At 54.1% G+C, this 21,097-nt stretch carries 18 protein-coding genes; 1 reads left to right on the top strand and 17 read right to left on the bottom strand.

Annotated elements, in window-relative coordinates:
* Nucleotides 1-8 precede the first annotated feature (8 nt).
* The 3 genes from PDR5_RS10340 to PDR5_RS10330 all read right to left on the bottom strand — a co-directional run bounded on the left by PDR5_RS10340 (nt 9) and on the right by PDR5_RS10330 (nt 3,794).
* Nucleotides 9-1,130, bottom strand: coding sequence for a Re/Si-specific NAD(P)(+) transhydrogenase subunit alpha (locus PDR5_RS10340; RefSeq protein WP_064595070.1), 1,122 nt, complete (start codon nt 1,128-1,130; stop codon nt 9-11).
* A gap of 1,229 nt (nt 1,131-2,359) precedes the next feature.
* Nucleotides 2,360-2,962: an NAD(P)H:quinone oxidoreductase gene (gene wrbA, locus PDR5_RS10335; protein ID WP_064595067.1), complete on the bottom strand. Its 603-nt coding sequence runs from the start codon at nt 2,960-2,962 to the stop codon at nt 2,360-2,362.
* Nucleotides 2,963-3,095: 133 nt separating this feature from the next.
* On the bottom strand, nt 3,096-3,794 hold the full coding sequence (locus tag PDR5_RS10330; RefSeq protein ID WP_064595065.1) for a pirin family protein: 699 nt from the start codon (nt 3,792-3,794) through the stop codon (nt 3,096-3,098).
* 357 nt (nt 3,795-4,151) lie between these two features.
* On the opposite strand from PDR5_RS10330, the gene PDR5_RS10325 reads away from it, so the two are divergent.
* Nucleotides 4,152-4,703 carry a cytochrome b gene (locus tag PDR5_RS10325; RefSeq protein ID WP_064595063.1) on the top strand — a complete coding sequence of 184 codons (552 nt, stop codon included), beginning with the start codon at nt 4,152-4,154 and terminating at the stop codon, nt 4,701-4,703.
* Between the two features lie 266 nt (nt 4,704-4,969).
* On the opposite strand, the gene PDR5_RS10320 is transcribed toward PDR5_RS10325, so the two are convergent.
* From PDR5_RS10320 to PDR5_RS10255, 14 genes are all read right to left on the bottom strand, one after another.
* A complete protein-coding gene (locus PDR5_RS10320; RefSeq protein ID WP_064595061.1) occupies nt 4,970-6,550 on the bottom strand; it encodes an aldehyde dehydrogenase (NADP(+)) in 1,581 nt (526 codons plus the stop codon).
* Nucleotides 6,551-6,642: 92 nt separating this feature from the next.
* On the bottom strand, nt 6,643-8,397 hold the full coding sequence (locus PDR5_RS10315) for an FAD-dependent monooxygenase (protein ID WP_064595059.1): 1,755 nt from the start codon (nt 8,395-8,397) through the stop codon (nt 6,643-6,645).
* Nucleotides 8,398-8,550: 153 nt separating this feature from the next.
* Nucleotides 8,551-9,810, bottom strand: coding sequence for a 3-(3-hydroxy-phenyl)propionate transporter MhpT (gene mhpT, locus PDR5_RS10310; protein ID WP_064595057.1), 1,260 nt, complete (start codon nt 9,808-9,810; stop codon nt 8,551-8,553).
* 177 nt (nt 9,811-9,987) lie between these two features.
* Nucleotides 9,988-11,007: a 4-hydroxy-2-oxovalerate aldolase gene (gene dmpG / locus PDR5_RS10305; protein ID WP_064595055.1), complete on the bottom strand. Its 1,020-nt coding sequence runs from the start codon at nt 11,005-11,007 to the stop codon at nt 9,988-9,990.
* 10 nt (nt 11,008-11,017) lie between these two features.
* Complete coding sequence (locus PDR5_RS10300; RefSeq protein WP_064595053.1) at nt 11,018-11,953, bottom strand: acetaldehyde dehydrogenase (acetylating); 936 nt, start codon at nt 11,951-11,953, stop codon at nt 11,018-11,020.
* A gap of 33 nt (nt 11,954-11,986) precedes the next feature.
* The gene (gene mhpD / locus PDR5_RS10295; RefSeq protein WP_064595051.1) at nt 11,987-12,781 is read right to left on the bottom strand and encodes a 2-keto-4-pentenoate hydratase; all 795 of its coding nucleotides are present in this window, start codon (nt 12,779-12,781) and stop codon (nt 11,987-11,989) included.
* A 113-nt stretch (nt 12,782-12,894) separates the two neighbouring features.
* Nucleotides 12,895-13,764: an alpha/beta fold hydrolase gene (locus PDR5_RS10290; RefSeq protein WP_017138687.1), complete on the bottom strand. Its 870-nt coding sequence runs from the start codon at nt 13,762-13,764 to the stop codon at nt 12,895-12,897.
* A gap of 72 nt (nt 13,765-13,836) precedes the next feature.
* Nucleotides 13,837-14,784 carry a 3-carboxyethylcatechol 2,3-dioxygenase gene (locus PDR5_RS10285; protein ID WP_064595047.1) on the bottom strand — a complete coding sequence of 316 codons (948 nt, stop codon included), beginning with the start codon at nt 14,782-14,784 and terminating at the stop codon, nt 13,837-13,839.
* A gap of 270 nt (nt 14,785-15,054) precedes the next feature.
* Nucleotides 15,055-16,173 carry an alcohol dehydrogenase catalytic domain-containing protein gene (locus tag PDR5_RS10280; protein WP_064595045.1) on the bottom strand — a complete coding sequence of 373 codons (1,119 nt, stop codon included), beginning with the start codon at nt 16,171-16,173 and terminating at the stop codon, nt 15,055-15,057.
* Between the two features lie 65 nt (nt 16,174-16,238).
* Complete coding sequence (locus tag PDR5_RS10275) at nt 16,239-17,204, bottom strand: VOC family protein (RefSeq protein WP_064595043.1); 966 nt, start codon at nt 17,202-17,204, stop codon at nt 16,239-16,241.
* Nucleotides 17,205-17,260: 56 nt separating this feature from the next.
* Nucleotides 17,261-17,578 (bottom strand): NIPSNAP family protein, encoded by a 318-nt coding sequence (locus PDR5_RS10270; RefSeq protein WP_017138683.1) that lies wholly within the window; start codon nt 17,576-17,578, stop codon nt 17,261-17,263.
* Nucleotides 17,579-17,598: 20 nt separating this feature from the next.
* A complete protein-coding gene (gene dapA, locus PDR5_RS10265) occupies nt 17,599-18,498 on the bottom strand; it encodes a 4-hydroxy-tetrahydrodipicolinate synthase (RefSeq protein WP_064595040.1) in 900 nt (299 codons plus the stop codon).
* A 47-nt stretch (nt 18,499-18,545) separates the two neighbouring features.
* Nucleotides 18,546-19,298, bottom strand: coding sequence for an SDR family oxidoreductase (locus PDR5_RS10260; protein WP_064595038.1), 753 nt, complete (start codon nt 19,296-19,298; stop codon nt 18,546-18,548).
* Nucleotides 19,295-21,073: an acetolactate synthase catalytic subunit gene (locus PDR5_RS10255; RefSeq protein WP_064595036.1), complete on the bottom strand. Its 1,779-nt coding sequence runs from the start codon at nt 21,071-21,073 to the stop codon at nt 19,295-19,297. Before PDR5_RS10255 ends, PDR5_RS10260 begins: the two co-directional genes overlap by 4 nt.
* Between the last annotated feature and the right edge of the window lie 24 nt (nt 21,074-21,097).

Here is a 21,097-nt window from a genome sequence, read left to right as displayed (position 1 = left end):
ATCCCTGCTTAGGCGTTTTTGCGGATGACATGGCCGTCGCGGCACATCAGGCACGCGGCGACGATGTCGTCTTCCAGGTTCACGTCGAACTGACCTTCCTTGGTGAAGACCAGCTTCAGGAAGTCCAGCAGGTTGCGCGCGTATAGCGCCGAAGCATCGGCCGCGACTTCACCGGCCAGGTTGGTCGGACCGCAAATGGTCACGCCATTTTCGATCACCACCTGATCGGCCACGGTCAGCGGGCAGTTACCGCCCTGGGCTGCCGCAAGGTCGATGACCACCGAGCCGGGTTTCATCTGCGCGACGGTTTCGGCACTCAGCAAGGTCGGTGCCTTGCGGCCCGGAATCAATGCGGTGGTGATGACGATATCGGCCTGTTTGGCGCGCTCGTGCACGGCCTGGGCCTGGCGTTGCATCCAACTGGCTGGCATCGGGCGGGCGTATCCGCCGACACCGACGGCGCACTCGCGCTCTTCATCGGTCTCGTAAGGCACGTCGACGAACTTGGCGCCAAGGGACTCGATTTGTTCCTTCACTGCCGGACGCACGTCCGAAGCCTCGATCACCGCACCCAGGCGCTTGGCCGTGGCAATCGCCTGCAGCCCGGCCACACCAGCACCGAGAATCAGCACCCGCGCCGCTTTCACGGTACCCGCAGCGGTCATCAGCATCGGTATGAAGCGTGGATAGTAGTGAGCGGCGAGTAGCACGGCTTTGTAGCCGGCAATGTTCGCTTGAGAAGACAGCACATCCAGGCTCTGGGCGCGGGAGGTGCGGGGCGCGGCCTCAAGGGCGAAAGCGGTTATGCCACGTTCGGCCAGCTTGGCGATGGTTTCGTTGTTGAACGGGTTGAGCATGCCCACCAGAACGGTGCCGCTCTTGATCAACGCCAGTTCGCTGTCGCTGGGGGCGACCACCTTGAGGATCAGCTCGGCCCCAAACGCGTCATTGGCGCTGCCAATGATCGCACCTGCAGCTTCATAGGCACTGTCAACAACGCTTGCCTTGATGCCGGCACCGCTTTGAACAGTGACTTTATGGCCTTGGCCGATCAGCTTCTTGATGGTTTCCGGGGTGGCAGCCACCCGCGTTTCACCCGTCAGAGTTTCGAGAGGAATACCGATTTTCACGTATATCTCCATACCAAGATAAGAACGCACCATGCGACTGGGTGAGCAACCACCGCGTAGATATCTTCTGGTTTAGGTGAACGGGACTAGAGAGGAAGCAGAGGCCTGGCTAGGCAAATATTTTCGAGGGCTTGCGGGGGCAGCTCGATCGACCTTTCGTGCGAAGTGCTGAGGTAATGCAACGCTGGCTCAGCGTTCCATAAAGCACAATACACAGTGGAGGACTTTACTAATGTCGTGAGTAAGCAGCGAGCGTTGTGAGACGTCATCTGTAGACACCTTGTACGGCGCAGTTGGAGCGCTCTAGGTTCTCTCTGAAACGTATGAAAAGACGATCCACTCACAGGAGTTGTGTGGAGTGCTGAACCGAGTCCGTTGTCTCGCGAGTGAGACAATCTTTAGCTAAAGAGGATCAGAAACGGCACATCTCTCATACGATCTATTATTTTTATACGCCATGATGATGCACCACTAATATGCTAGCATGCAAGCACGCCATTAACAAAAATTTGCGGCCGTCCGTCCTCCTCAGCTATCTGATCCAAGCCATTAGGGCGAAGGCATCCACCTCTATTTTGATCGCGCGACGTCAAGCCATAAAGGGCAGATTACATTGCCCTACCGAGCCTCCACCGATGGTTACCCTCGGAGAAGCCGGTCGACATTAAATCTGTACCCCTCATTTCCTGCGATTTTCGCAGCAAAACGACCAAGCTCAATCAGCCGTACGTTCACGGCGGCTAGGTATAAAAGACCGTGGCCAAGCGCGCTCCTGCAACTGAACCATAAGCTGCTGAGCTTACGCTTGCGTATATCGCCGCGACGCAATAGCCCACGCGGCACAGAACAATCACAGCCCCACGAGCAGCCATTGCGCTGTTGCCCCGAGAAGCAGGTAATACGGTATTTAACAGTAGAAAAGCTCGAAGGTGCCCCTGCTATCAGGAAGCACCTTCTACTCCATGAGCCTAAGCAGCTCGACTACGCAGCTTATTAAACAACTCATGCGAACATTAGGCATCCAGCCAGACATTCTCAGCGAACATACAACCCCAGTACTCCGGTTCTTCTGAAACCAAAGTATGTCGTAGCATTGTGATATGTTGCCGGGATGCTTCTGATGGCTCTTGTAAAACCTGCAGTTGACTGAAGCTAGCAACCTGCGCCTACGAACACGCTTGAGGTTAAGGCGCATGCTGATTCAGCACGACTAGGCTCCGATTGAACCCTTAAGCGTTAATAAGTTTCGAAGCAAGTTTGGCAACGTATTCGCCTTGATGACGAGCGATTTCCAGCTCGCGTGTATCAGGCTGGCGCGAGCCGTCGCCGCCGGCAATGGTAGAAGCACCGTAAGGAGTGCCACCGCCAACTTGCGACACATCGAACAACGCGGGCGTGCTGTAGCCCAAGGGAACGATAATCATGCCGTGGTGAGCCAGAGTCGTCCAAGTGGACGTGATGGTCATTTCTTGGCCACCACCGGTACCGGTGGAGGTGAAGACGCTGGCAATTTTGCCAACCAGAGCACCTTTGGCCCACAGACCGCCTGTCTGATCCAGGAAAGTGCGCATCTGTCCGGACATGTTGCCAAAACGAGTCGGGGTGCCGAAGATGATCGCATCATAGTCGCCCAACTCGGATGGGCTGGCCACCTGGGCTTGCTGATCGACTTTCCCGTTAGCAGCTTTGAACGCTTCCGGGTCCATGGTTTCCGGCACACGCTTGATGGTGACCTCCACGCCCGGCACTCCTCGTGCTCCTTCGGCGACTTGTTGGGCCATGGTCTCAATATGACCGTACATGGAGTAATAAAGTACCAGTACCTTTGCCATCTTTACTTCCTCTTGGTTTGGAACGGGGGAATTGCCGCCAACAGTCTTGGCGAATAAATTGCTGAGCCAACCCATGCTGGAACCTCTGTCATAGAACTGATCGTGTATGACCTGATTTCGACGGTGGCCCGTCCTATGCGACGTCCACCATCACGATTTCACTGAGTTCAAGCGCGTTGAACTCCAGCAAATTTTCATCTCTTACGGCCGCGCCATCACCCACCTTCAAGGTTTTACCATTCAACTTGATGCTGCCTTGGGCTACGACCAGATACGCTTTGCGATGGTGTTCGATTGCGTAATGGGTGCTCTGGCCTTCTTGCAGTGTTGCCGCCACAAGACGTGCATTACAGCGGATAGGCAACGCACCCTCATCTCCTTCCATTCCGCTGGCCAAGGTGACAAAACGCCCTTCGGAAGCACCGCTGGGAAATGGACGGGTACCCCAGGATGGCGGCATACCGGTTTGGTCTGGCTGGATCCAGATCTGGAAGGTCTTGGTGATGCCCGGCTCAAGGTTGTATTCGCTATGGGCGATACCAGTGCCGGCGCTCATGACCTGAACGTCACCAGCAACTGTTCGCCCTTTGTTACCCAGGTTGTCCTGATGGGTAATGGCCCCTTGGCTAACGTAGGTGATGATCTCCATGTCTTTGTGGGGGTGAGGAGGAAAGCCTGAGTTGGGAGCAATTATGTTGTCGTTCCAGACAAGCAGGCGCCCCCAGTTCATACGATCCGGATCGTAGTAGCTCGCGAAGGAAAAGTGATGTTTCGCGTTCAGCCAACCGTGGTGATCGCTGCCAAGTTGTTCAAATGGGCGCAGCTCGATCATGTCTGTTCTCCAGGTTGAGGTGGGAATTGCCAGACATCATCCTTTCAACAACACATCGAAAAAAGCGCAAATTACTGTCCAATGCGTCCAGTATTTTAGATAGTTGGTGCACGGGATCAGTGTTCATTACCCATGTCATGCGGCTAGGCGACAGCTGAGGCAAGCAGCCATCAATTACTGACAATGTGTAACTGCCAGACGCTTACTGATAATCGAAGACTGGCTCAGTCCCTAAGCTAATGACCCACGGGATCGAAATCTACTTTTTAGATCGATTTGAGCAAGAAATTCCGCTTTTCCAGATAGGGTCTTATGAAGATAATTTCATCTACAAATATTAGGATCAGGTAAGTGGGTATGGCAAAACTTCCAGGCTATACAAGCACAGCTAAGTGGCTTCATTGGGGCATGGCGCTAATTTGGATTTTTGCTTGGTGCGTAGGGTTTCTCGCAACCCAATGGCGCGATGAACTCAACGCACATCATGAGTTGACCTTCCTGCATAAAGCAGTAGCCAGTACGATTATCATCCTGGTTGTCGTGAGACTTGGTTGGCGTTTTGCCAACCCCACCCCAGCATTACCAGAAACCATGAGTCCGCTGATGAAACGTGGCGCCTTCATAGGCCACGTTTTGCTATACGTGATTGCTCTGATAGGCCTACCACTGTCGGGTTGGTACTGGAGCTCAGTTGCCGGCAAACCAATTATGGTAGCCAGTCTTTTTGCGCTGCCGGCACTTGTTGCTCCCGACCAAGGTCTTTATGACTTGGCCAAAGCGATCCACACCTATACCGCTTGGTTTTGCGGAGCTTTGGTGGGGGGACATGTCCTCATCGCACTTAAGCATCACTTCATAGAACGAGACGACGTGCTCAAAGGCATGCTGCCCGGCACGAGAAAAGCATAAAAGGATGATCGCGTCCGCTAAAAATAGGCGGACGCAACCTCCCTTAATACTGGAGTTCGGAAGTCTACTCCTGCCTAGCCATTTGCTAAGCAAGCACGGCTGCTCTAGCCTGGCGGGACAAGGGGAGACGACAGTCAAACGATACCGAGCAAACTGCCCGCATATCAGTTGATATCTGGGGAAATCACGCAAGGTGACTGGGCTAAACACTTATCCCATTGCGGCACGCCAAGGGTGTAATCAGGCGTGCCTATAGAGTCAAAATCCTAGCTTGTGGCAGATGACCACACGCCATCGACCAAACGATTTATGCCCAAGGGATTCGCATTTTTTAGCGCGTCGGGCAATAGAGCATCTGGATAATTCTGATAGCACACTGGTCTCAGGAATCGATCTATGGCTGCAGTCCCTACTGAGGTTCCCCGAGCATCCGAGGTTGCAGGGAATGGTCCCCCATGAACCATCGCATCACACACCTCGACTCCCGTAGGATAGCCATTAACAAGGATACGACCCACCTTCTCTTCGAGCATTGGCACCAACCACTCATGCTCTGACAGGTCAGAACCTTCGGCGATCAGGGTGGCTGTTAGCTGCCCCCGAATCGCTTTTAAGACAGATCGCAACTCATGAGTATCTGCGGCTTCAACCAATATGGTGGTCGGCCCAAATACCTCTTCCTGAAGTATGGAGTCGCCCTCCATCAACAGGGCCGCATCGGCCTTGAAAAGTTGGGCTTCAGCCAGACCGGCGGTTTGAGGTCTACCAGCAAGATGCGTGATCCCAGAGTGGGCGTGCAGCTTATGGACGCCTGCGCTATAGCTGCTTAATCCTCCCGCGTTAAGCATGGTCTGGGCGGGAGTTTGGTTAAGCCGATGGACCAAATACTCAGTAAAGTGCGAGAACTCTGGCGATTTCAAACCGATGACCAAACCAGGATTAGTACAGAACTGCCCTGCCCCCAACGTTACTGAATCACCAAGCTCATTGGCGATTGCTGCGCCACGGACCTTAAGTGCCTCAGGAAGTACGAACACAGGGTTGATGCTCGACATCTCGGCGAACACCGGAATAGGCTGGGCACGTTCAGAGGCAATCTTGCAGAGTGCGGTACCACCTGACAGTGAACCGGTAAATCCCACTGCTTGAACAGCCGGGTGCTTAACCAGCGCTTCTCCGACCCTTGAGCCGAAAATCATGTTGAAAACGCCCAGGGGCATTCCCGTGCGCTTTGCAGCACGGTCAATCGCGCAACCCACAAGATCGGCGGTGGCCATATGTCCACTGTGAGCTTTTACGATTACCGGGCAACCTGCTGCTAACGCCGCGGCCGTATCTCCACCGGCGGTTGAAAATGCCAGCGGAAAGTTACTTGCTCCAAATACCGCAACGGGCCCGACCCCAATTCGGTACTGCCGAAGGTCAACTCGAGGGGCGGGCTTACGTTCTGGCAAGGCGTGATCGATACGAGCGCCGAGGTAGTCGCCTCTACTTAAAAGCTTCGCGAACATCCGCATTTGATTGCTCGTACGGGCTCGCTCGCCTTGGATTCGTGCTGCTGGCAATGCTGTTTCCCGGCTCACGAGGGAGATGAAGTCGTCGCCCAGCAAATCGAGCTCTTGTGCGATTGCTTCCAAAAACTCGGCCCTTCGAGATGGTAAAAGGTTTCGAAAAATCGGAAAGGCATCCTGTGCTGCGCGGGCCGCTTCGTCCACCTCTTGAGGTGTTGCCTGGAAGAAAACGCAATCCAATTCCTGGCCGGTAGCGGCTTCGATACTGCGTAATGAAGCAGGGCCTTTACCACTCCGAGTTCCTGCGATGAAATTCTTACCAAGGATATGCTGCATACAATCGATTCCCTCACTGTCTCTAGCGATAGCTCTTAAGCATTAGGTCCGCGAAAAGCCGATAAAGGGGGCGCATCACACCCCCTTCAAAATCAGACTGTACCTAGGACTTTCGCCAAAGCATCCTGAAGTTGGGTAATCGCGTCCTGAACGCTCCAAACTGCCTCCGATTGGCGCCATGCAATGTAGCCATCAGGGCGGACCAGGATCGCTCCAGCCTCGTTGATCTCACGTATGCGCTGCCAATCGAAATAGGCGTCAGCAGTACCCTTTTCACCTGTCACGACTGTGCGTAGATAGGGAAGATTGAGCTCCTTCACTGCGCAGACCCAGGCCTGGCCTGAAAGGCCGGTGACCAGAGAGAATTTGCCTTTACCTGTGACATCGAGCGTTGAAGTTCTCAGTCCGTTTTTGTCGACGAGCCAAGCATGGGGAATCTTCGCACCAGGTCGGGTAGTCGCCTGTAGGAAGAGTTGCTTATCTTGAGCCCAAACTTCCTCGCCCGCGGCCTCGTCAACAACAACTGCATTGGACTCATAGCGCTGATTGAGCTCTACGCCCTGAGCGTTGAACTCGAAATCCTTGAGTTCGAGAGCCTTCTGAAGAAGCTCGCGTGTTTTCGCGCCTTCTGCAGTCGGTTCGCGCATACGCTTCAGCAACTTTTCGACTGTGTCCACGCCTTGGTTCATTTTGAAGCATTCTTTGAAAGGTCCGTAATCCACTCGTGATTGGTTGGCCCGCATAACGATTTGCTTTCCTACGGGCTGACGCTCGAGGGAGTAGGAATCCAACAGGGATTGGTTCGCGTAGCCCTTGATAACGTAAGCCAGCTTCCAAGCAAGGTTGAAACCGTCCTGTACCGAAGTATTCGAACCCAAGCCGCTTGATGGCGGATGACGATGCACCGCATCACCGCCGCAATGCACTCGACCGTTGGAGTAGTAAGAGGCGTATGCCTGATTAACGTACCAGGTACTGTTCCTGACTATCTCTACTTCGAGTTCAGGATCGCCCACAAGAGTACGAATACGCTGCAAAACATGTTCTGGAGAGAAATCAGGTTCGCCCTTCGCCATGTCGAAGCCCCAACCGGCGATCCACTGATTCCAAGGCTTGACCGCGCGAAGCAAGCCCATGCCAATCTCACCAAAGCCAGCAACAGGATTCGCAATCCACTGCAGCACGCTAGGGCGATGGGCAACGTAGCGACTTAGATCAGCGTTAAAAACGACATAGGCAGTACCTGCCCTAGCCATCTCCCCTTCGATAGGCAGACCGATGTGCTCGACTATCTTCGAGCGCGCACCGTCCGCTCCCACCAGGTAGCGAACACGCATCGTGTACTCGCGCTCTGTGAGCAGATCTTTCAGGGTGACCGTTACGCCGTCCTCATCCTGGACGTGATTGAGGTACTCAGTGTTGAACGAAAATTGCGCACCACGCTCAGCAGCGTGTTGAACCAGAATAGGCTCCATGAGCGGCTGAACGATATCAGCCATTGGGCATGGGCTGCCTTTGATGTAGTCGCCTTTGCGTGCATCGCCTGACCCCCAGGATCTCATCCGAGCGATTTCCTCACCAGCCAAGCTGGTGGTGATCAGGGAATCTCCCATTTGCTCCCATGGCGTTGCGTGTTTCTTCACTACATCTTCAACACCCAGGTCACGGAAGACCTCCATGGCGCGCTGATTTGTAATGTGCGCACGAGGGGAGTTGGCCAGGTAATTGAACATTGTGACAACTCGTACTCTTACTCCATAGGTGGCCAGAGCGAGTGCTGTGGTAGCGCCGGCAGGCCCTGTTCCCACAACCAAAACGTCAGTATCGAAGTGCTGGGAATTGTTCATTATTGTTGTCTCCATTACGACAGGCTTGTAGTTATTGTCTGACTAGAGCATCTGGCCAATCCTGGAATCGACTTCAGGATTGGCAGTGATCAATCTGAGTCCTGATATCTTGCATGCTAGCATGCAAGATTATCGATCGTAAATCTGATTTAACTAGGCAGACGCCTGAGTTCTTGATGAGTGAACGACCTCTACGTCCGAGCCCTGCGTCACGTATGACCTACGGTTCTTGGCCACCGACAGATAGCAAAGGGATATGGCCGCTACCACTATCCCAGGTGCGCAGGAGAGCATCACACCGGCAGTGCCAGTACCAAGAGCAAGCATTTTACCTGCAACCAAGGGCCCGCTCATTGCGCCTAGCCTGCCGATTGCCACGGCAATGCCGACTCCAGTAGCCCTACCCCGCACGGGATAAAATACGGGTGCCAGGGCATACAACACACTTTGGCCCCCAGTGGTGAAAATACCCGCAAGGAAACCAGCAACAAGCATTCCGAGCAATGTAGTCGATACGTACAGACCCATTAGCGCTACGAGCATGCCTATGTAGATAATGAGTGACATTATCCAGGTCGGCACTCTATCCATCAGCACCCCGAGCATCAGCGTGCCGATTGTGGCCCCAAGCTGCATCGTGAGGACAACCCAACTCGCATTTTTGCCCGAAAACCCCTGAGCGACCAAAAGGCTCGGCAGCCAGTTGATCAAGATGTAAGTCACCATCAATGTAAAGAAGAAGCTCGCCCACAGCAGTAACGTAGGCTTAGCATTGCCTTCTGCAAACAGCAGCGTCGAGACCGCTAGCGTGTCCGGCATCGCCCCAGAAAATGCTTTCGATTCGGGAAGGAAAACGCCTAGCAAGGGCACGATCAGCAGAGGAACGATACCGCCGACATAGAAGACTAATTCCCACCCCAGGCCGAAATCGTTAACACCAATTAGCGCGGCTCCGGCTGCACCCAACGGTACGCCGCAATACATCATGCTTACTGCAGTGCCACGAAACTTGGGGCCCGCGACCTCTGAGGTCAACGCGATGAGGTTGGGCAGAGAAGCCCCTAGACCCGCACCGGTGAGGAACCGCGCCGCAAGGAGCGAGTTGTAGTCCCACGCCTGCGCTGTCACCAGAGAAAAAACGCCAAATAGGGCAACAGAGGCCATGAGCACATACTTGCGCCCATAACGATCAGCTAGTCTTCCCCCCAGAAAAGCACCTGGCAGCATTCCCAGCACACCCGCACTGAAAACCCAGCCCATATGGAGTTTGTCTATATCGAATGCAGACATCATTCCCTGGGCTGCAATCCCCGGAGCCTGAAGATCCAACCCCTCCATCAGAGCCACCATGAAGCACAGTGCGATGGTGATCACGAGCCCGCCACGGGCTGTGTTATTCGGTAGATTAGACATCACCTGCTCCCCGGTGTGGCGTCTCCAGTACAGCTGTTTTTAAGAGGCAGAGATGCGGTCGGAAGGAAACACATTGACAGTCTTTATCAACAAGAAATGGTTGGCAGGCGTTCATATCAGTAACCCAATTGTTATTGTTGTCATTGAGCAAAAGGCCGCTTTGAAAGCGGCCAATTCTTAACGTTTCAAGAGATCCAGAGCGACATCGACAATCATGTCCTCTTGACCACCGACCATACGGCGCTTGCCAAGCTCGACCAGAATGTCGATGGTCTTCAAACCATACTTTGCAGCTGCTACCTCGGCGTGTCGCAGGAAGCTGGAATAGACTCCGGCGTAGCCCAGAGCCAAGGTCTCACGGTCTACACGTACAGGTCGGTCTTGTAGAGGGCGGACGATATCGTCTGCAGCATCCATCAAGGTGTACAGATCAGTGCCATGGTTCCAGCCCAATCGCTCAGCCGCCGCGATAAACACCTCTAACGGCGCGTTGCCTGCGCCTGCACCCATACCAGCGAGACTAGCGTCGACTCGGTCACACCCCTCTTCCACTGCGGTAATGGAGTTAGCTACGCCCAGCGAGAGGTTATGGTGAGCATGCATCCCGGTGTGAGTCTCAGGTTTGAGCACTGCTTTGAAAGCGCGGAACCGATCGCGGATGTCCTGCATATTCATGGCACCGCCGGAGTCAGCCATGTAAACGCATGTCGCACCGTAGCTTTCCATCAGCTTTGCCTGCTCGGCCAATTTTTCCGGCTCGATCATGTGGCTCATCATAAGGAACCCAACGGTATCCATCCCTAGCTCACGCGCAAACTCGATATGCTGCTTGGATACATCCGCTTCGGTGCAATGGGTCGCCACGCGAACGACACGAGCGCCAGCGTTGTAGGCTGCTTTGAGGTCATGGACAGTCCCGATGCCTGGCAGTAACAGCGTCGCGATCTTCGCGTGGGTGATGACGTCAGCTGCAGCCTCGATCCACTCAAGATCGGTGTGCGCCGCAAAACCATAGTTAAAGCTTGAGCCCTGAAGACCATCACCGTGCGCCACCTCGATGGAGTCGACCTTGGCTTTATCCAGCGCCCGGGCAATGTCCTGAACATTCTGGATGCTGTACTGATGACGAATCGCATGACTGCCGTCACGCAGAGTAACGTCAGATATGTAGAGTTTTTTATTCAGATCGATGCTCATTGAATATACCTCAGACGCTCGTCATTGATTGGGCCATGCGCTCTGCAGTTGCCAACGCTGCGGATGTCATGATGTCGAGGTTGCCCGCGTAGGACGGCAGGTAATGCGCAGCGCCTTCGACTTCCAGAAAAATGGAAACCTTGAGGCCATGAAATTTTCCTAGCCCAGGAATGTTCAACGGCGCCTGTTCCGAAATCTCATCGAACTGAACCTTCTGCTTCAAGCGATAGCCGGGAACGTATGCTTGTACCGCAGCGACCATCTCCTCAACCGACGCTTCGATCTGGGCCTTATCCGCAGCTTCCGAAAGAACGAACACTGTATCTCGCATCATCAAAGGCGGCTCTGCCGGGTTCATTACGATGATGGCCTTACCGCGAGCGGCCCCACCGACCGCCTCGATAGCCTGAGAGGTGGTTTCAGTGAACTCATCGATGTTCGCACGCGTACCCGGCCCAGCGGACTTGCTAGAGATCGATGCGACGATCTCGGCGTAATGAACCTTTGCCACTCGCGATACCGCCGCCACCATCGGGATGGTCGCCTGGCCACCGCATGTCACCATGTTGACGTTGAGCGCACTGAGGTTCTGCTCAAGGTTCACCACGGGAATGCAATAGGGCCCGATGGCGGCAGGCGTCAAGTCAATCAAACGGATACCTGGCTTGATGCTACGCAGGAAAGCATCGTTCTTCACGTGGGCGCCGGCACTTGTCGCATCAAAGACAAAGTCGATCTCGGCAAATATCGGAAGCTTCGTCAGCCCCTCTACACCCTCATGCGTAACGGCAACGCCTAGTCGTGCCGCTCGAGCGAGGCCGTCAGAATTAGGATCGATACCTACCATAGCGCCCATTTCCAGATACTTCGCATTACGCATGATCTTTATCATCAGATCCGTGCCGATGTTGCCGGAGCCGACAATGGCTACTTTGAGCTTTTTCATGATTTTTGCTCTCTCAATCTCTCAGGTGCGCAATCAACCAGCGCTGAATTCCACCGCGACTTTTCCGACGCCGCTAATCGTTGCTTGAAACCGATCACCGGAAGCCACTTGCACCATCGGCCCTAGGGCACCCGTAAGAATGATGTCACCTGCTTTCAAAGGCTCACCAAGTTGAGCCATAGTGCGAGCTAGCCATACCGCAGCATTCAACGGATGTCCGAGACATTGCGCGCCGCTACCTACTGAAACTGACTCACCATTTCGAGTCATTTCCATTTCTGCTTCACGCAAATCCAAACCGTCTAATCGCCGTGCTGGGCCGCCCAATACGAAACATCCACTTGAAGCATTGTCAGCCACCGTGTCGACAAAACGGATATTCCAGCCTTCAATACGACTACCCACGATTTCAAGCGCAGGGAGCACCCAACCGGTAGCTGCCAGGACATCCGCGAATGTGGTATCGACTCGAGGCAAGTCAGACTCCAAAACCAGAGCGATCTCAGCTTCAATTTTTGGTTGCAGTAGGCTTGCGTAGGGAACGACTTCGTTATCGCCATAACACATGTCGGCGAACAACGTGCCAAAGTCGGGTTGATCGACCCCAAGCTGGGCCTGAACCTGTTTGTTGGTTAAGCCGATCTTGCGACCGATGACCCGCCGACCAGCTGCACTGGCGTGGGCCACGTTCAATCGCTGAATGGCGTACGCCGCTTCCCGGTTATCAAGACCAATCTGATCACGTAGAGGCTCAATTGCCTCACCACTGCTTTCAGCCTGGCGCAAAGCTCCCGCTAATTGCTCTAGAGTCTGCTGGGTCACATTCATAAGACACCTCGTAATTGCATGCTGTACGAATCACCCGATGCTGTGCGTGTGGGACATCGGGGTATTTGGTGTCATGACTGAAGGAGCCATAGTCACCGACACCAGGTAAGCGATTAATGGGTGAGGAAGTCCAGAACCATACGGTTGAACTTGTCAGCATGCTCCCACTGTGCCCAGTGCCCGCAGTTGTTGAAAACGTGCAGTTCCGAATTCGAAATACCAGCAATCAAGCGCAGCCCGGTATCCATCGGGACGAAGCGATCGTTGCGCCCCCAAATGACGAAGGTCTCTGCTTTGATTTCGCCAAGGCGATGGCCGAAGTCTGGAAACTGCTTAGGATTTGCATCGATACTTTTGACAAAGTTATCCAAGTGCTCCCGCTGGCTCAGCATATTATCCAAGCGGCCTTGGAATAGTTCGTCAGTCAGCGCACTGCTGTCGTAGACGAACACCTTCATCATTTTTTTGAGATTCTCGATATTGGGCTCGCGATAGACGCTCTGGATCAGCTTGATGCCCTCTGTGGGCATTGGCACGAAGGAGCTCGCTCCACCAGTACCACCGCCCATCAAGACCAACTTGCCCACCCGCTCAGGGTTATCCAACGCAAAAGCGACCGCTGTGTGGCCCCCCATCGAATTGCCTACCAGGTGGACACGGTCAAGCCCAAGTGCGTTAACGAAGCCTTTGAGCGCGGCAGCATTAAGATGGGAGCGTGAGCCAGTACAGACGACCGGATCGCTTTTACTCCAGCCCGGGCAATCCATCAAAATGACGCGAAAACCTGCGTCTACAAACGTATCGATGTTGCGATTGAAGTTTGCCCAACCACTCGCACCAGGGCCCGAGCCGTGGAGCATGATGATTGTTTCAGCCCCGTCACCAGCATCGTTGTAGTGCAGTTGAAACTCATGTTCGCCTTCTTTAACGCGAACCAGTTTGCTGGTGTTTTCATTGGTGAAGGTTTGCTTGGCAGATGTCATCTCTTCTTCCTCATATGATTAGGAGATGGGCTCTTGCGATAACACGCAGGAGCGGAAAAAATTCAAACTCGCTCAATCAGCAATTGGACGAGCGCTCAAAGCACCGAAGCCCGCAATCCACTCTGGGATCGGGCGGTAGTAGCGATTACTCGTTTGATAAGAACCATAAGCAGTCATAGAGGCGAATGCAGCCACCCAGGCTTTGACCTCGTGAGTGGATTTGCCCGCTATGGCTGAGAGTTCGTCATCACCGATACCATCAAGCTCACGCAAATCGCCGGCCTGAAGGATGTCGAGAAAATAGCGATCCCAAGTCGGGTTTAGCGGATGAAGGGAATCCTGATCATCAATAAACAGCAAAGCCGCGTTGATAACCCGCTGCGTGCGAGCCTCCCGCTCATCTGGCGGTAAGTTCCTACCTCCACCTAACAAACGCTCTCGTAGATGCGAGTTTGCAGTTGCCAGCTCGGGTACCGGGGGCTGATGAGACAAACCGCCGGACCCTAGAAACAGAACACGCTTGTCGGTTTTAGCGGCATAAGCGCCCACCGCCTCACCGAACATTCGAACCCGCTGAAAACTCGGCATCGGGCGTGCAAGGCAATTGATGAAAATCGGAATCGTGGGATATCGATCCAGGCCACCTAGTAGAAAATCGAGTGGTTGGGCGAAACCGTGATCGACCTGCATGCGATAAGAAACTGCAGCATCTACACCCGAAGCTAATACCGCAAAAGCGAGTTCCTCAGCTTCCTTAGCTGGCACTGAGATGATGCCCGCAGCTGATCCAAAATCGCCTATGGCTTCTGCGGCAGTGCCGATGCAGAAGGACGGCATGATGTCGTAAAAGAAACCGTTGTAATGGTCGGGGGCAAACAGAATTACAAGTTCAGGATCGAAGGCTTCGATCTGCTGACGGGCGGAATTAATCTCGGCATTAATTTCTGCCAGAACATCGGGAGAAGGGTCGACTAAGCCGACCAGAGGTGTATGTGACAGACAGTGGAGGAAAACGCTCATAGCCATGCACCTTGTCATGCGCTAAAAAACCCGAAGGTTTTCGGCACACTAACGACGGCCAAGTCGAATGCAGTGAAGGCTGCATCGATACCCTAAAAAGGGCGAGTAGCGCTCGTCGTCATGCGTACGCTTTTGTTGTTGGTGTAATCATCATGCCCTCTCACATGCTAGCATGCAAGCATAATGTTGACCCACAACACTTGCACTTCGTCGTCCACGATTGTTCCGAAATCCCCGCGGCCGGTGCTGAATCGGTCGCGGGGAGCGCGCTTACGCTTGCGGGTTTATAACGAAGTTAGTGAATCCACCATGTCGCCCGGCGATGGAATCCAGGGCTTCGTTGATGCGGCTCAGCCCAAAACCGGTCGTCTCGAATACCGACAGATCGAGAACGCCTCGCTCCGCCATGTCAGCAAGATCCTGTCCCTGGCCAGCTGTGAACCAATTGGAACCCAGCCACTGAACCTGGGCAGCCATGAGCTTGAACAGATTCATCGGAACCAACTCAGACACGCCACCCACATGCACAGCCTGGGCACCACGATGCAGGCAATCGATCGCATCAGTGACGGCGCTTGCGGGCGCTCCTGGCCCCAAGGTATCGACAACGAGATCAACCCCTGCTCCGTTGGTATTAGAAAACGCCCACTCGGACAAGGACTTGCCGTCAGACGTTGAGAATGTTTCGATTCGCTGAGGGGCCAACTGGCGAACTTGCTCCAAAAGCTCTTTATCCCTGGCGACTGCGAAGATACGAGTGACGCCAAGTGCTAGCGCCAATAGCACAGCGCCAAGACCAAGAGTCCCGCTTGCACCGTTAACCAACACAGTCATTCCCGGGCCCGCTTTACCACGCTTGAGAGCAGCGTATGCCGTTCCCAGATACCCGAACCGCGCAGCCTGATCGAACGTTACGTTGTCCGGCAGCTTCACAAGACTATATTGCGGAGCCGTCATAAACTGCGAGAAACCACCGTAGGGATAATGCTTCAAAAGATCATTCGCTTCCGGCGAGAAACCGAAATAACCCGAGTAGCCGAAGCGCTCGCAGCTCAGTGGATCACCCTTGCGGCAGCAGCGGCAAGTGCCACAGAACCGGGCCGGATTTACGTAGACCCTGTCACCCTCTTTAAAATTGAAAACGCGCTTCCCGACCCCGACAACGGTACCGGCTGGGTCCAAACCGAAAATGGCAGGTAACTTCGGCAGCGGCAGGTCTGGAAACCAGGTTGGATAGTTCTTGATCACGTTGCCAAGGTTGGGCACGACACCACAGGATTCTACTCGTACAAGCACTTCATCGCTGTCAGGAGTAGGGATATCGATTTCGTCCACGCTCATCGGAGAGCCGATATCGTGAAGACGAGCGGCACGCATTTTATTAGTCATATGAATTCTCCATTTTGTTATTGATTGCGGAGTTATTGTTTACTCATGCTGCACGCTGACGCGGGTCACCTTCTCGTCGCGTTATACAACCCTTCAATTACGTTTACGTTGGCGCGGGCGCCATCTTGAGCAGCGGCCATCCTGATACGTCTAGCTTCTTTCTGGCCTTCTGGAGGCAGCCAGTCTCGATCATGCCCCCAGAAACTAGGCCCGTGGACGACCTCGTAGGGTTCCCAGGTTTCAGGATCGATAGCCAGTCCTCCCCAACCACACTCGACCAGAAATCCGGATGGGCTTTTTGCATAGAACGAAACCACCTGATCGTTCGTATGCCTTCCTAAGGTGGTTGCAATTCGCCCCTCATCCACCAGAGCCAAGTCGTAGGCCTGCCCGACATCATCAAGACTTAAGGTTTCGAACATGAGGTGGTGGATACCAACCTTGCCCGTTTCCAGAATTGCCAGGCTATGGTGACGTTGGTTGAGATGCATAAAGATTGCTTTGAACGGACGCTCGAAATAGTCGCTCAGACGAAACCCCAAAAGGTCACGGTAAAACGGCAAGATATCCTTGGCGCTTGGTACGGTGAGGACCACATGGCCAATGCCCATGTCCCCAGTCCGGAAACCTTGCATCGTACGTCCTGGAATGAAAGGCGTTCCCGCCTCTGCCAATCCGTGATAGACCTCGATGCGATTGCCGAGGGGGTCTGAAAAAACAATCAGGTCCCGGACCTGCCTTTGCTCACAAAGCGAGCGCGAACCGCGATTGACACGCACCTGTGCCTGTTCCAAACGCATTGCGAATTGGTCCAGAGCCGCAGCATCGGCAACCTCCCATCCCATGAAACCAAGGCCGTTGCGGTTCGCCTCGTTGACTGTCAAACGCTGCTTACGGTCATCCATCCTAAAGGACATACCATCACTCATTGTTTCGGTGAGCTGGAGTCCAAGAAAGCGAGAGCCGTAATCCTTCCAACCTGAGGAGTCGGTAGTATCGACTCCCAAATAACCCAGAGCTTTAAGCATCATCACTGCATTTCCTCTGTCGTCGCCGATGTATTCACCGCTATAGCGAGTCGCCTCATTTAGAAATGAGATGGGGAAAATGCAGTGGGCAGCAGGATTTTGCTTTCTTGCTTCTGCATCACGCTAATGGTCGATTTGGATGGATCTGTCCACTCAGGATCAGACCAGAGCGCCTTACGACGGGCTTCACGATCAGCGTAATTTTCGTACGCCCAGAGTTGAACAATTTGATTGAGCTCACCCGTGTCAGTCGTGTAGTAACCAACCAGATTGCCTAGATGTTTTTTCTGAATCGGGAAGCGCTCTTTCTCAAAAAACGGCAACCATTCACGAAGTTTTCCTGGCAGAAGCGTGTAAGTCCGCATTTCTACAATCATTGGTTAGATCCTTATTGTAATTAGGTGATGTGATTAACTTTCACGATCCCGGCATCTCGCATCGCAGATGCGAGAACCGGCCTTGCCTTTTCAGAAAGAGGAACCAGCGGTAGTCGGCAGTGGGGCTTGATTAGCCCTAGCTCCCCCAGGGCCCATTTCGTCGGCGAAGGGCTGCTCTCAATAAACAAGGCTTTGTGAAGAGGCATCAGTTGCAAGTTCAGCGCCGACGCTGCTTTAGCCTCTCCTGCCAATGCGCGCTCACACAGCTGAGCCATTAGACGAGGGGCTACGTTCGCAGTAACGCTTATCGTCCCCTCCCCTCCAAGCAGCATTAGCGCCGCAGCTGTAAGGTCATCACCTGAATACAAGCTAAAGCCGCTAGGTCTATAGCGAAGAATTTCAGAAGCCCTCTCGATACTGCCGGTAGCATCCTTGATACCAATAATGCCTGGCTCACATGCAAGCTTCAGGGTTAGCTCAAGCCCAATATCTACGCCGGTTCGCGCAGGGACGTTGTAGAGCACGATAGGAAGGTCTACCACCTGAGCGACGGCTCGAAAATGTTGAAACATACCTTCCTGCGTAGGACGAACGTAGTAAGGAGCAACATGTAGCGCAGCGTCCGCGCCAATTTTCTTAGCGAGTTCCGTCAACTCAATAGCTTCACTAGTTGAGTTCGCACCAGCCCCTGCGATAACAGGCACGCGGCGAGCCACCTGGCGAACCGCAAAGGCACATACGTCAATGTGTTCCTCGACGGAAAGCATGGCTGATTCTCCGGTTGTACCTACGACGCAAATGCCATTCGTCCCCTCGGCAATATGCCATTCGATAAGCTGTGCGAAGGAGTCATAGTCGACGCCTCCGTCCTCGAACATGGGTGTCACAACCGCGACGATACTGCCAACTAGGCTAACCATCACATACCTCTCCAGAAGCGACTGGCAACGCCATCCATCAAGTTCACTTAGAGTTGCGGGGCGCCATATGCCCCGTTCCAAACCGGTGAAATAACCAACTCGTTAACACAGACATGGCGGGGCATATTGGCGACAAACCTGACAGCAGCGGCGATATCCTCAGGTTTGAGCATCTTCGACAAAGCCGCCTCGGTGGGTGGCACTTTGCGACGTGACATGGCAGGCGTTGCAACTTCCGCAGGAGACAGCGCACAGGCTCGGATACCGTGTTGGTATTCAGAAGCATTGAGGCTGGTAGTCAATGCGATCACCGCTGCCTTGGCCGCGCTATAGGACGGCCCTGGCTTAGCCGATACAAACCGACCGGCCCAAGAGGCGATGTTGATTACCAACCCGCTCTTAAGCTCTCGCATCGATGGGAGCACCGCGTCGATCGTGTAGTAGACGCCGTTCAAATTGATCTGTGTAACCTGATCGAAATCTGAACTGGAGAGCTCTCCCCAAGCGCGAGCAGCCACGTTCATCCCAGCATTCGCCACTAGGATACCTACCGGCCCGTAGTCAGATTCGATTTGGGCTACAGCACTACGAACCGCATCGAAAGATGTCACATCAACGCTTACAGCAGCAGCGTTCGGACTTAGGGTGTGCAAGCGTTCTAGCGCTTGCGCAAGTGCAGCTTCACCCCTGGCAGAAATCACAACAAAATGTCCGTCTTGTACAAGTGCTTCCGCTATTGCAAGCCCGATCCCGCTCGACGCCCCCGTTACCCAGCAAACAGTTCGATTCGTGCTACTCATGACACACCCCCGACTTCCAGGAACTCATCGCTTCCCGGATTCACGTCGCCGCAGAAAAGTGAAAGCGGTGGAAACGCGTGAGGATCAATCATGACGTCCAGCAGAGCAGGTACACCGGCAGCGAGTGCACGTTCCAACGCACCTGCCATTTCGGAAGGATCGCTGACAGTTTCCGCCCAGCAGCCGACAGCCCGGGCAATGCCAGCATGATCTACCGCTTGGAATCTGCAGGCATCACTGTGCACACCGTAATGCACATGCTCAGCATGAAGTTCATAGCCCAGAATGCTATTGTTAAGAACAATGAGAACAACCGGAATATTCATGCGCCGCGCGGTCTCAAGCTCGGACCAGCAATGACCGAATCCACCATCACCCTCAAGGGCAATCACTCGTGCATTTGGATGTGCCACCTTGGCACCCAGCGCCATTGGATAACCCCAGCCCAAGCCTGCCAGCCCTCGCGGAGTCAAAAAGCGAGATCCGGCACGGCGTGACGTGAGGAAGCTGGTAACCCAGTTGGTGGAGTAACTTGCGTCTGCCACCACGATGTCATCTGGACGTAAAATTTTGTCCAGCTCGGCCATCAGAGCCTCCGGTCGAAGCGCCCCACTGCGACCACTACCTATTGCAACGCGAGCTTCTTGCACACGCGGTCGAGCAGCTTGAATCTCCGCTTTGACTGCTGCAGTACGTTGAGCACCGTGACTAAAGTCATGTGAAGCCAATGCCTGGATGAGCGAGTCAACGGTGAGTCGCGCATCACCCAGTAAGCGCACGGAATCATAGTTGCGCCCGATTTCCATCGGGTCGATATCGATATGGACGATCGTTGCACCGCTTGGAACAACTTTCCAAGTGTCAGTCCCATTCTGATTGGTACGAGTACCTACCAACAGAACCAGGTCGGCGTCAGTCAGATGATGGCCAAGCTCATGGCCGGGTGTGCCAGGCCCCATGCAGTTGCCAAAGACCCCCAGAGATAGCTGGCCGGTTTCGTCGACTGCCCCTTTGCCCATATTGGTTGTGGCAACAGGGATGCCGCACAGCTCGCTCAAGCGATTTATGCTAGCCGTCGCTCCAGACAGATGGACGCCACCACCTGCAACGATAATCGGACGGTTAGCAGCCGTGATCAGCCTGGCAACTTTCTGCACTGCCTCCTGCGAGGGAGCGAAGCGATCCAGTGGGAAATGCCCAAGATTGGAGGTGCGCGCCGGGCTGGATGTAGCAGGTTTGCGCAACAGATCCATCGGCAGAATAAGTACGGCTGGGCCCGGCCGACCGCTGGATGCAGCAGTGAAGGCTTGGTCAATGTAATCATCCAGTCGGCTAACCTCTGTCAGACGCCTAACCCATTTCGCACAGGACTGAAAAAGAGAGAGGTGGTCAAACTCTTGAAACGCATTGCGGTCAGTCATGCCCATAGGCACATCTTGAACGATCGCAACCATTGGAACTGACGCTTTCAATGCTTCCGCCAGGGGGGCGACCAATAGGGTCGCTGCTGGGCCGTTTTGCGCAGCCACTACACCTACTTTCCCACTCACACGAGCATAGGCATCAGCCATTGCACCGCCGGCGTTTTCGGTACGGTAGCCAACCTGGCGAATACCATATTCATGAGCGATAACAAAAAAAGCGGCTGGAATGGATTGACCGAACACATGAGTGACGTCATGACGGCGCAGTGCAGCAGCCAGAACGTGGGCGGCAGTGGTGTTGGATTCTGTTGCAGCAGCCTGAGACTTAACCGTTTCTTGGGATTGCTTCACATCGACCTCCTAAGTGCATTGCCG

This window comes from Pseudomonas sp. DR 5-09, from assembly GCF_001655595.1.
Taxonomy (GTDB): domain Bacteria; phylum Pseudomonadota; class Gammaproteobacteria; order Pseudomonadales; family Pseudomonadaceae; genus Aquipseudomonas; species Aquipseudomonas pharyngis.
The sequence above is the reverse complement of the archived record's forward strand: the minus strand, read 5'-3'. Positions and strand labels throughout refer to the sequence as shown.